The sequence below is a fragment of the Achromobacter sp. NPDC058515 genome, from assembly GCF_042721735.1.
Lineage (GTDB): Bacteria > Pseudomonadota > Gammaproteobacteria > Burkholderiales > Burkholderiaceae_B > Achromobacter.
Map to the genome: position 1 here is coordinate 108,894 of NZ_JBHXNI010000005.1, position 12,162 is coordinate 121,055.

Annotated in this window: 9 protein-coding genes; 1 reads left to right on the forward strand and 8 read right to left on the reverse strand. The window is 66.7% G+C overall.

All coding sequences use genetic code 11. From position 1 onward, the window contains the following. Positions 1–647 precede the first annotated feature (647 nt). Positions 648–1,625: a 2,3,4,5-tetrahydropyridine-2,6-dicarboxylate N-succinyltransferase gene (gene dapD / locus ACFWP0_RS11270; protein ID WP_377842037.1), complete on the forward strand. Its 978-nt coding sequence runs from the start codon at positions 648–650 to the stop codon at positions 1,623–1,625. 81 nt (positions 1,626–1,706) lie between these two features. On the opposite strand, the gene ACFWP0_RS11275 is transcribed toward dapD, so the two are convergent. The 8 genes from ACFWP0_RS11275 to atpD all read right to left on the reverse strand — a co-directional run bounded on the left by ACFWP0_RS11275 (position 1,707) and on the right by atpD (position 12,150). Next, entirely contained in the window at positions 1,707–2,324 is a 618-nt protein-coding gene (locus ACFWP0_RS11275; RefSeq protein ID WP_377842039.1) for a hypothetical protein, read from the reverse strand. 126 nt (positions 2,325–2,450) lie between these two features. Further along, a complete protein-coding gene (locus ACFWP0_RS11280; RefSeq protein ID WP_377842040.1) occupies positions 2,451–3,290 on the reverse strand; it encodes a class II glutamine amidotransferase in 840 nt (279 codons plus the stop codon). A 76-nt stretch (positions 3,291–3,366) separates the two neighbouring features. After that, on the reverse strand, positions 3,367–5,430 hold the full coding sequence (locus ACFWP0_RS11285) for a UvrD-helicase domain-containing protein (RefSeq protein WP_377842042.1): 2,064 nt from the start codon (positions 5,428–5,430) through the stop codon (positions 3,367–3,369). 204 nt (positions 5,431–5,634) lie between these two features. Next, positions 5,635–7,725: a primosomal protein N' gene (locus tag ACFWP0_RS11290; protein ID WP_377842043.1), complete on the reverse strand. Its 2,091-nt coding sequence runs from the start codon at positions 7,723–7,725 to the stop codon at positions 5,635–5,637. A 354-nt stretch (positions 7,726–8,079) separates the two neighbouring features. Beyond that, complete coding sequence (gene hemE / locus ACFWP0_RS11295) at positions 8,080–9,153, reverse strand: uroporphyrinogen decarboxylase (protein ID WP_377842045.1); 1,074 nt, start codon at positions 9,151–9,153, stop codon at positions 8,080–8,082. A gap of 121 nt (positions 9,154–9,274) precedes the next feature. Beyond that, complete coding sequence (locus ACFWP0_RS11300; RefSeq protein ID WP_377842047.1) at positions 9,275–10,117, reverse strand: helix-turn-helix domain-containing protein; 843 nt, start codon at positions 10,115–10,117, stop codon at positions 9,275–9,277. A gap of 194 nt (positions 10,118–10,311) precedes the next feature. Then, positions 10,312–10,737 carry a F0F1 ATP synthase subunit epsilon gene (locus ACFWP0_RS11305; RefSeq protein WP_013391134.1) on the reverse strand — a complete coding sequence of 142 codons (426 nt, stop codon included), beginning with the start codon at positions 10,735–10,737 and terminating at the stop codon, positions 10,312–10,314. Positions 10,738–10,746: 9 nt separating this feature from the next. Next, the gene (gene atpD, locus ACFWP0_RS11310) at positions 10,747–12,150 is read right to left on the reverse strand and encodes a F0F1 ATP synthase subunit beta (protein WP_171666857.1); all 1,404 of its coding nucleotides are present in this window, start codon (positions 12,148–12,150) and stop codon (positions 10,747–10,749) included. Positions 12,151–12,162 lie beyond the last annotated feature (12 nt).

Below are 12,162 nucleotides of genomic sequence, written 5' to 3' on the forward strand. Positions count from 1 at the left end.
CGAACTAGGTGTCTGACACCCATGAGAACTAGGTGTCTGACACCCATGAGAACTAGGTGTCTGACACCCATGAGAACTAGGTGTCTGACACCCATGAGAACTAGGTGTCTGACACCCATGAGACGGCGGCTCAAGCTGAAGGTTGTCTCACACGGGTGTCAGACACCGGCAGAGCAACGACAGGCCCAGAATTTTCCGCTCGCCGCCAATCGCCATTTCAACTTCACTGCCCGCCGGGCGACCTACGAAGAATCGAGACCAGCGCAACACCCGCGAGGCAACCCGAACTAGGTGTCTGACACCCATGAGAGGCAACGCGAACTAGGTGTCTGACACCCATGAGACGGCGGCTCAAGCTGAAGGTTGTCTCACACGGGTGTCAGACACCGGCAGCACACGGGTGTCAGACACCGGCAGAGCAACGACAGACCCAGAATTTTCGGCTCACCGCCAATCGCCATTTCAACTCCACTGCCCGCCGGGCGACCTACGACGAACCGAGACCAGCGCAACACCGGCGAGGCAACTCGAGCTGCCTCAAAAAGAAACCACAAACGTCGCCCAGGCAGGCACAAACGTAATGCCACCAGCGCCCGGAACATTCGCCTAGAATGTCCCCACCAAGCAACCCGCCAGTCAAAAGCATCATGTCTGACACCCCCACCAGCGCCATCGCCTACGGCCTCGCCACCCTGGCCGCCGACGGCTCCGTCCTTGACACCTGGTATCCGCGCCCCTCGCTGGCCGACAACTCCCCCGCCTCCGGCACTCGCCATCTGACCCCTGAAGAAGCGCGCGCCGCGCTCGGAGAACACGTTCCCACTGCCCTCGTCCGCGACACCCGCCGCAAGGTCGACATCGTCGCCGTGCGCACCGCTATCTCGTCGCTGGACGAGCCGCCCGTCGACGCGCATGACGCCTACCTGCGGCTGCACCTGCTCAGCCATCGGCTGATCCGTCCGCACGACGCCAATCTGGACGGACTGTTCAACGTGCTGTCCAACGTAGCGTGGACCTCGGCCGGGCCTTGCGCGGTGGATCAGGTGGACGCGCTGCGCTGGCAGCTGCGCGCCACCGGGCAGGTCCTGGAGATCCGCGGCGTGGACAAGATTCCCCGCATGACGGACTACGTCATGCCCGGCGGCGTGCGCATTGCCGATACCGCGCGTGTGCGGCTGGGCGCGCATCTGTCGCCCGGCACCACCGTGCTGCACGAAGGGTTCTGCAACTTCAATGCCGGAACGCTGGGCGCGTCGATGGTCGAAGGGCGCATCAGCGCGGGCGTGACCGTCGATGACGGCACCGACATCGGCGGCGGCGCGTCCATCATGGGCACCATGTCGGGCGGCGGCAAGCAGGTGGTGTCCATCGGCAAGCGCTGCCTGTTGGGCGCCAACTCGGGGCTGGGCATTTCGCTGGGCGACGATTGCGTGGTGGAAGCCGGCTGCTACATCACCGCCGGCACGCGCGTGCTGACGCCGGAGGGCGCTGTGGTCAAGGCCGTGTCGCTGGCGGGCCAGCATGGGCTGCTGTTCCGCCGCAACTCCCAGACCGGCGCGGTGGAGGCGCTGGTGCGCACGGCTGCGTGGGGCACCTTGAATCCCGCGCTGCACGCGGGGCATTGAATAAAAAGGGGCCGCTGACAGCGGCCCTTTCTGCTTGGCGCGGCACGCGCACGGCGCGCGCCGCCTGCGGGCGGTCCCGCTTCAGGCGTATTCCGCCGTCTGTCCCAGCTGGTCATAGACCAGGTTCACAAACAGGTCGGAGCTGAGGATGCGCGTGGCAACGCACGAAAACACCGTCTTGCCGCTGTCGTCCAGCAGGCTCACGGTTTCGGTCCAGTCGTTCAGGTCGATGCGCTGGAGCGACTCGTAGGGCCAAGTCGCGCCGTCGATGTGCAGGCCTTGCGCCGACAGGGACAGTTCGCGCGTTTGCAGGTCCGGAAAGTCGCCGCCCACGATATAGCGGAACGTGACGCGCTCGCCTTGGCCGGTCAGGTCTTCCAGCACGGGCAGGCGCTGCGCGACATAATGCGAGCGGAACGCGTCCATGAACTTGCTGAATTCGTCGACGCCGGACGCCACGGTCCAGGCGTTTTCCGCGCGGCTGCGATAGGCCAGGCTGTTGATCAGGCCTGCTGCCGCATCCGGCTGGGAGGCGTACAGGCAAAGGTCCTGGATATCCGCGAATGCGGTGTAGCTGCGGGCGTCGCCTTGCTGGCTGACAACGCCTTCTTCGTGCAATTCAAAGCAATCCGGGGAGCTCCCCGTGCGCGTAAACACCGCTAATGCATCCGAGGCCTGCGGGGTTCGGCTATCTGTCATGCAACTTCCTTATTGAAATTAGGGTGCTTTCGCGCCCCAGGACGTCGCAAAGTCATGCGATCCGTATTCTCCCCTATATGGGCGATACGTGCTTGATGACCCTTATTTCCAGGATTTACGGGCGATTCACTCGCCCGGCGGGATCGGCGCGAACGAATAGTGGCTCACATCGCCGCGCCCGGCGATGATGGCGGTAGCCTCGGGCACTTCTTCCCAGGCGCCGGGCATCTCGGACAGCGGTTCGGACAGCAGCAGGAAGGCGTCCTCGTCCAGCGCGGCGATCTGCGGATCGTTGGGATAGAGCTCGCGCAAGTGGCGCACGCAGGTGTTGTGGAACAGGGTGCGCGAGTCGCCTTCGCTGGAATAGCGCACCGCGATCAGGCGCTCGCCGTCCAGCGCGCAGACGGTCATGTTGATCGGCTGCGCCACGCCATGGCGCCGGCCGGCCTCTTCCACGGCGCCCACCATTCTGGCAAGCGCGCGGATCGGGTCTTCATCCAGGCCGAAGGTCAGCGCCAGCAGGAACATCACCTCGGAGTCCGTGGAGCCTTCCAGCGATCCGAAATACGACGGGGCGATCATCAGCATCAGGTCGCGCCTGAGCAGTGGATAGTCGCGGATGAGCCCGTTGTGCACGAACAGCCACTGGCCGTGGCGAAAGGGATGGCAGTTGGTTTCCTGCGCGGGCGTGTCGGTGGCCGCGCGGATGTGCGCCACGAACAGGGGCGCGTGGATGGCGCGCGCCGCTTCGCGCAGGTTGCGGTCGTTCCAGGCCGGATGCACGCTGCGGTAGCGGAATGGGGGCTCCGGCGGCCGGCCGTACCAGCCCAGGCCGAATCCGTCCCCGTTCGTGGTGGTGGCGCCCAGGCGCGAATGCAGGCTCTGGTCGATCAGGGAGTGCTTGGCCTTGAACAGCACGCTCTCCATCTGCAAGGGACTACCTGTGTAAGCGAGCCAGCGGCACATGATGCGCTCCTTCAATACGGACTGGTCCAGTGTAGGAGCGACGGGCGCTGTTCTACAAGCTCGCCCGGCGCGCCCGCTACTTCTTCAGCAGCGCCTTCAGCATGGCCATGCGTTCCTTGGGATTCATGGCTGCCGTGGCCTCGTCTTCCTGGACGCGCACGTCGCCCAGCCCCATTTCCTCGATGAAGCGCGAGGGCTCGCGCACCAGGTCCTCGCGCGCGCGCCGCCGGCGCTTGCACCAGCTCAGGTTCAGGCTGCGCTGCGCGCGCGTGATGCCCACGTACATCAGGCGGCGTTCTTCCTGGATGCGCGTGGCCAGGTTTTCGGCCGCCCGCGCCGGATCGCCGACCTCGTCGTCCTTGCCCAGGTGGGGCAAGAGCCCCTCTTCCACGCCCGCCAGGTACACGTGCGGATACTCCAGTCCCTTGGACGCATGCAGGGTGGACATCTTCACGGCGTCGGGCTCGTCTTCCTCGCCGCGCTCAAGCATGGTGACCAGCGCCACGTGCTGCACCAGGTCAAAGAGCGTCATGTTGTCTTCCTCGGCCTTGCGCTTGAGCCAGCCGGTTAGTTCCAGCACGTTCTGCCAACGGGTCTGCGCGGGCCGCTCCTCGAACAGCTCGAACAGGTGGCGTTCGTATTGGATGGCCTCCAGCAGGTCGTCCAGGATCGCGCCCGCGGGTTCGGCGGGCGCCGCCTCTTTGCCCGATGCGGCGCCGCGTCCGGCGCGCCACTGCATGCGGCGGATGAACTCCGCGAACGTGCGCAGCTGTTCAAGCTGGCGGGGCGCCATCTGGGTCTCCAGCCCGGTCTCGGCCACGGCGGCCAGCAATGAAATCTCGCGGCTGGCCGCGTACTGGCCCAGCGCCTGCAAGGTGGTCTGGCCGATGCCGCGCTTGGGCGTGGTGGCCGCGCGGATGAACGCGGGATCGTCCTCGTCGTTGGCCAGGAGGCGCAGATAGGCCAGGATGTCGCGCACCTCGGCCTTGTCGAAGAAGCTCTGCCCGCCCGAGATCGTGTACGGAATCTTCAGGTTGCGCAGCGCCTGCTCCAGGATGCGCGACTGGTGGTTGCTGCGGTACAGGATGGCGAAGTCCTTCCATTGCGCCTGGCGCTCGAAGCGCGACGCAGAAACCTTCATGGCGATGGACTCCGCCTCTTGCTCCTCGCCGTCCATGGCCGACACCAGGATGGGCTCGCCCACGCCCAGTTCCGACCACAGCTTCTTTTCGAACAGCTTGGGGTTCTTCTCGATCACCTGGTTGGCGGCCGCCAGGATGCGCTGCACCGAACGGTAGTTCTGCTCGAGCTTGATGAGCTTGATGCTGGGGTAGTCGGTGGTCAGCTTGGCCAGGTTCTCGATGGTGGCGCCGCGCCAGGCGTAGATGGCCTGGTCGTCGTCGCCCACCGCCGTGAACATGGCGCGCGATCCAGTCAGCAACTGCACCAGGCGGTACTGGCACACATTGGTGTCCTGGTATTCGTCCACCAGCAGGTAGCGCACGCGGTTCTGCCAGCGAGTGCGCACTTCCTCGTTGCTGGCCAGCAGCAGCGCGGGAATCCGGATCAGGTCGTCGAAGTCCACCGCCTGATAGGCGGCCAGGGTGGCGGCATAGCTGCGGTAGATGTTGGCGGCCTCCACGTCGCCCGGCGTGATGGCCTCGCGCGCGGCGTCGTCCGGCTCCAGCAGCGCGTTCTTCCACAGCGAGATGATGCCTTGCACATGGCGCAGGCGCGCCTTGTCGGTGGTGGCCAGCAGTTCCTGGATGATCGCCATGGCGTCGTCGGCGTCCAGGATGGAGAACGTGGGCTTCAGGCCCGCATTGCGCGCCTCTTCCCGCAGCATCTTCACGCCCAGCGAGTGGAAGGTGCTGATGATCAGGCCTTTGGACAGCTTGCGGTCCACCAGGGTCTTCACGCGCTCGTCCATCTCGCGCGCGGCCTTGTTGGTGAAGGTCAGCGCCACCACGTTGCGGCCCATGTAGCCGCATTCGCGCAGCAGGTAGGCGATCTTCTGGGTGATGACACGCGTTTTGCCGCTGCCGGCGCCGGCCAGCACCAGGCAGGGGCCGTCCAGGTAAAGCACCGCTTCTCGTTGAGCGGGGTTCATGCCTAGGGCTATCGTTTCGCTTGCGGACATTGGAGTCGGAGAGTCATGCATCGCGATGGCCGCAATGCGGGCGCGGCCGGCAAGCGCGGGGCTTGCGGCCGCCCGTCAGCGGGCCGGGGGAACGCGAGAAAATGGGGACGGGCACAGCCGCCGCGGCGGGCCTGCCGCGCCGGCGCGATAGAGGAGGATGATCATAGAACAATCGGATCGTTGGCGCATCGGCGGGCGCCGTCGTCAGATTTCCAGCGGATCAACTTCCAGTTGCCAGCGCACTCGCGCTTCGTTGGCCAGGTACGGCAGATGGTGCGACCAGGACGCCAGGAACGCCTGCAGGGCCGGACGGCTGCTGCTTTCCACCAGCAATTGCGCCCGCTCGATGTTGGCCACGCGCACCACGCGCAGCGGCACCGGGTCGTACAGCATGATCGCGTCCAGGCCGGGGAAATCGGCCGCCCACTCGCCTTCGGGCAGCACGCGGGCCCGCTCCAGGAAGGCCTGCGCCACCTTGAGCTCGCGCGCTTCGGCGGTCAGCAGCGCCTGGTACACGAACGGCGGCAAGCCAGTGCTTTCGCGCTCGTGCAGCGCGTGGCGGGCGAATCCGGCGTAGTCGTGGCGCAGCAAGGCCTGGTACACCGGCTGCTCGGGGTAGCCTGTCTGGATCAGCACCTCGCCGTTGCCCTGGTGGCGGCCGGCGCGGCCCGCCACCTGCATCAGTTGCGCGAACAGGCGCTCGGGCGCGCGGAAGTCGTGCGCAAACAGCATGGAATCGGCGTTCAGCACGCCCACCAGCCCCAGCCGCGCGAAGTCATGTCCCTTGGCCACCATCTGCGTGCCCACCAGGATGTCGACCTCGCCGGCGTGCACGGAGGCGAACAGGGCCTCCGCGCTGCCCTTCTTGCGCGTGCTGTCGGCGTCGATGCGCAGGATGCGCGCTTCGGGAAACAGTTCGGCCAGATGCTCTTCCACCCGCTGCGTGCCGCGTCCCATGGGCGCCAGGTCCTGGTCGCCGCATTCGGGGCAGGCATGCGGGACGGGGGCCTGGTAGCCGCAGTGGTGGCATTGCAGGCGATGGCCGCGTCCGTCGGTGCGATGCAGCACGGTAAAGGCGGTGCAGCGCGGGCAGTTGCTGACCCAGGCGCAGGACTGGCAGTGCAGCACCGGCGAATAGCCGCGCCGGTTCAGGAAGATCAGCGACTGCTCCTTGCGTTCCAGCCGCTGGCCGATGGCCTCGAGCAGTTGCGGCGACATGCCATGCTTCATCTGCAGCCGGCGGGTATCCACCAGCCGCATGGACGGCAGCGTGCTGGACCGCGCCCGCCCCGGCAGGGTCAGCCGCAGGTAGCGGCCGCGTTCGGCGTGCTGCCAGGTTTCCAGCGACGGCGTGGCCGATCCGAGCACCACCGGGATGCCCAGGTCGTGCGCGCGCCACACGGCGAGGTCGCGCGCCGAATAGCGCAGGCCGTCCTGCTGCTTGTAGGAGGCGTCGTGTTCCTCGTCCACCACGATCAGGCCCAGCTTGCCCAGGGGCGCGAAGATCGACATGCGCGTGCCCAGCAGCATGCGCGCCTCGCCGCGCTGGGCGCGCGCCCAGGCCTGCAGGCGCTCGCCGTCGGACAGGCCGCTGTGCATGACCGCCAGGCCTTCCGGCCCCACCAGGGCTTCCAGGCGGGCGCGCAGCGCGCCTTCGAGCTGCGGCGTCAGGTTGATTTCGGGCACCATCAGCAGGACCTGCCGTCCGGCCGCCAGCACCTGTTCGGCCGCCCGCAGGTACACCTCGGTCTTGCCGCTGCCCGTCACGCCGTGCAGCAGCACGGGCTTGAAGCCCGTCAGCGCGCCGATGGTGTCCACCGCGGTGCGCTGGGCATCGTTCAGCTCGGGCGGCAGGTCGGCCGTGACCGGCGCGCGGACAGTCTTGCGCTTGCGTCCGTCCAGCCGCGCCACCGGACCGCCCGCGGAGCGCTTGCCCTGGTATGCCGTGGGCTTGCGCAGCGGCGGCGGCAGCGTGGGCAGCATCACTTCGCCCAACGGCCGCTGGTAGTAGTCCGCCGCGAAACGCGCCATGCGCAGCCAGTCTTCGTCAAAAGGCGGCAGGTCCTCCAGCACTTCCTCGATCGGCCGGATCTGCTTCGGGTCGAACGAGGGCTCGGCCGGGTTGTCCACCACCACCCCGATCATCTTGCGCCGGCCAAACGGAACGATCACCCGCAAACCGACCGTAACCGGCGTTTCGCTGCGGTAGTCGAAGGGGCCGGGCAAGGGCACGTCCAGCGCCACGCGGACCCAGCAGACCCCTGCGGGATTCGTATTGGCCTGCGCGTCAGACATGGAGGATCGAAGGGGGCATATAACGAAAAAGACCTAGCTGAAAGGATGAGGGCCGGCGGGCGCCGCCGCCGGGGTATTGTGGCCTCCGGACGCGCGCCGCCTCCAGCTCCTGCCTGTGGATAACTTTGGGGAAAAGGCTGGGGGAACATCAGAAATTGGAATATGGCAAGAATGCGCCAACTGTTGCATTCCTGTTGAAAACTCGAATTTCACGTTATAAAACAGTGAGTTATAGCGGCTTTCAAGATTGTAAACCAGCTTCTAGAGGGTTTTCCCTGAGCAAGATTTTATTGTGCACAAGTCCCCGCGGGAGCCCCCGCCGCTTCGGCCCTTGGGGCCGAAGCGTTCACTCACTTACCCCCGCAGCGTCCGGCTGTGTTGGTGGACTTCATCGACCAGTTCGGCTACGGCGTCCGGCGGAGTGAACCGCGAAATGCCATGCCCCAGATTGAAGACATGGCCGCCCTTGCCCACCGGCCCGAAAGCGTCCAGCACGCGGCGCGCTTCCGCGCGGATGGCGGAAGCGCCGCCGAACAGCGCCATCGGATCCAGGTTGCCCTGGAACGCCACGGAGTCGCCGGTGCGGCGGCGGGCCGCCGCCAGATCCACCGTCCAGTCCAGGCCCACGGCGTCGCAGCCGCAGGCCGCGATCTCTTCCAGCCACTGTCCGCCGCCCTTGGTGAAGACGATGGCCGGCACTCGGCGGCCTTCGCGCTCGCGGGTCAGGCCGGCCACGACCTTGCGGGTATAGGCCAGGGAAAACTGCTGGAACAGGCCGTCGGCCAGCACGCCGCCCCAGCTGTCGAACAGCATGACGGCTTGCGCGCCCGCGGCGATCTGCGCGTTCAGGTACTGCAGCGTGGCCTCGGCGTTGATCTCAAGAATGCGATGCAGCAGGTCGGGGCGCGCGTACAGCATGGTCTTGATCAGGCGATAGTCGTCGCTGCCCTTGCCTTCGACCATGTAGCAGGCAATCGTCCAGGGGCTGCCGGCAAAGCCGATCAGCGGCACCTTGCCGTCCAGGTCGCGCCGGATCACGCCGACCGCGTCAAAGACGTAGCGCAGCTTGTCCATGTCCGGCACCGCCAGGCGCGCCACGTCCTGCTCGGTGCGCACCGGGTGTGCAAAGCGCGGGCCTTCGCCCTCGGCGAAATCCAGGCCCAGGCCCATGGCGTGAGGCACCGTCAGGATGTCCGAGAACAGGATGGCCGCGTCCAGGTCGAAGCGCTCCAGCGGCTGCAGCGTGACTTCCGAGGCGTAGTCCGGATTCTGGGCCAGGCCCATGAACGAACCCGCGCGCGCGCGCGTCTCGCGGTACTCGGGCAAATAGCGACCCGCCTGGCGCATCAGCCAGATGGGAGTGTATGGCACGGGTTCGCGCAGCAGGGCGCGCAAGAACACATCGTTCTTCAAACGGGGAGCGGACACGACTAGCCTCGATGATCGGAAGCCGTGAGTTTACTTCCCCTGGCTGACTCGGGGCGCCCGCCCGGGGATCCGGGCTTGCGCCGGCGCAAGCCCCGCCCGGCGGCAGGCTGCGCGTCCCCGCTTACAAGTCCCGTCCGTGCGCGGCCCGGCGGTAAGGCGCGGCCTCGATGCTGTGCTTGCGCATCAGCGCCCAGAACGCGCGCCTGTGCTTGGAGCAGGCGCGCGCGGCCTGCGCCACGTTGCCGCCGTGGCGCGACAGGGCGTGGCGGATGTATTCGCGCTCGAACCCGTCCACCACCCGCGCCTTGGCCAGGCGGAAGGACTCCTGGGCCGCATGCCGATGCTGGAGCGGGTGCTCAGGCTGGTGGCGCATGCTGACCAAGGCGTGCTCCATGACCTTGGTTGCGACCCGGGGCCGGGAGGCCGCCGCGGCCTTCTCCCAGCCTGAGCCGGCGCCGCCGGCCGCTTCCGCGCCCAGATAGCTTGCCGGGAACTCTTGCACGCCGGCGGCCGCGTGATCGGCGTCGCGCCAGGGAGCCTGCCTGCCCAGGCGGCCCAGCCGCACCCGCATGCTTTCGGCGCAGGCCGGCTGCGCGATGAAGTCCGCCGCGCCCAGGTTCAGCAGATCCAGGATGGCCGGCGCCTTCATGTCGTGGATCAGCAGCAGGATGGGGGTGGCCAGCACGTCGCCGGCCTGCTGCAGGGCCATGCGGGCCCAGGCGAGCGAGAACGGCGCCACGGGCAGGATGCAGCCGTCGTAGCGCCTGAGCGCCAGGGCCAGGCGGGCGAGCGCGTCCGGGGACGGCGGCGCGACCTCCGCGCCGCCCTGGCGTGGCCGCGGCGCCAGGGGCACCGGGTGCAGCCGCACGCGCGTCAGCCTGGCCTGCTGGGCCGCTACCCAGTCGTCCATCGCCCTTTCGTGGCCGTGCGCCAGCAGCACCCCGCAATCCAGCACGTCTCGCATGCCGCCCTCTCCGCTCGCATCGCAAAACTGAAGGCTACTGTTGCAGAAGCGGGCCAGCTATTCGTAGTGAACGCATTGCGGTTGCCGCCTGGCGCGGTTGCCGGACCGCCAGGCCAGGCGTACGCGCATGAAAAAAGCGGCCCGCGGGCCGCTTTTTTCAATCCGGGGCGAACCCCGGGGCACTGCTTTGCCGCTTAGTGCGAACGGCCGCCTTGACGCAGCTTGCGCGCCGCGATGGCTTGCGCAGCCAGCATGGCGAGTTCGGCTTCGACGACAGCGATGTCAGCCTTGTCCTTGGCGTTGGCCAGGGCCTGTTCGGCCTTCTGGCGCGCTTCCAGGGCGCGGGCTTCGTCCAGGTCGGCGGCACGGATAGCCGTGTCGGCCAGGACCGTCACGCTGCCCGGCTGAACTTCCAGGATACCCCCGGCGACGAAGATGTTTTCCTCGCCTTGGTCGGCACGAACGATCTTGACCGTTCCGGGGCGTATGCGCGAGATCAGCGGGGTGTGGCCGGGCAAGATGCCCAGTTCACCCGCTTCGCCAGGCAGAACCACGAACTTCGCCTCACCGGAGAAGATCGCTTCCTCTGCGCTGACCACATCCACATGCAGGGTAGCCATATCGGTTCCTTATTGCAGTTTCTTGGCCTTCTCGAAGGCCTCGTCGATCGAACCGACCATGTAGAAGGCCTGTTCCGGCAGGGCATCGCACTCGCCGTTCACGATCATCTTGAAACCACGGATGGTTTCGGCCAGCGGGACGTACTTGCCGGGGGAACCGGTGAACACTTCGGCCACGTGGAACGGCTGCGACAGGAAGCGCTGGATCTTGCGGGCGCGGGCCACGGCTTGCTTGTCGTCAGGCGACAGTTCGTCCATGCCCAGAATCGCGATGATGTCGCGCAGTTCCTTGTAGCGCTGCAGCGTTTGCTGCACGCCACGCGCAACGGCGTAGTGCTCTTCGCCGACGACTTGCGGGTCGAGCTGGCGGCTGGACGAATCCAGCGGATCCACGGCCGGGTAGATACCCAGGGCGGCGATGTCGCGCGACAGCACGACGGTGGAGTCCAAATGCTGGAAGGTCGTGGCAGGCGACGGGTCGGTCAAGTCATCCGCGGGGACGTAGACGGCCTGGATCGAAGTGATCGAGCCCGTCTTGGTCGACGTGATGCGCTCTTGCAGCTTGCCCATTTCTTCAGCCAGCGTGGGCTGGTAGCCCACGGCCGACGGCATGCGGCCCAGCAGTGCGGACACTTCGGTGCCGGCCAGCGTGTAGCGGTAGATGTTGTCCACGAAGAACAGGATGTCGCGGCCTTCGTCGCGGAACTTCTCGGCCATCGTCAGGCCGGTCAGCGCCACGCGCAGACGGTTGCCCGGGGGTTCGTTCATCTGGCCGAACACCATCGCAACCTTGTCCAGAACGTTCGACTCTTCCATTTCGTGGTAGAAGTCGTTGCCTTCGCGGGTACGCTCACCCACGCCGGCGAACACCGACAAGCCGCTGTGCTGCTTGGCGATGTTGTTGATCAGTTCCATCATGTTGACGGTCTTGCCCACGCCGGCGCCGCCGAACAGGCCGACCTTGCCGCCCTTGGCGAACGGGCACACCAGGTCAATAACCTTGATGCCGGTTTCCAGCAGTTCCACCGACGGCGACAGTTCGTCGAAACGGGGAGCCGGCTGGTGAATACCGCGCTTTTCTTCGTGCTGGATCGGGCCGGCTTCGTCGATGGGACGACCCAGCACGTCCATGATGCGGCCCAGCGTGCCGGTGCCGACCGGCACCGAGATCGGGGCGCCCGTGCCCGCGACCTTCATGCCGCGGCGCAGACCGTCGCTGGAGCCCAGCGCAATGGTACGCACCACGCCGTCGCCCAGCTGTTGCTGCACTTCCAGCGTCAGACCCTTTTCGGCGAACGAGGAACCCTCGTCGTCGGCCAGAGTAAGCGCTTCATAGATCTTGGGCATCTGATCGCGGGGGAACTGAATATCCACCACGGCGCCAATGCACTGAACGATGGTTCCGTTGCTCATGTCGATTCCTTG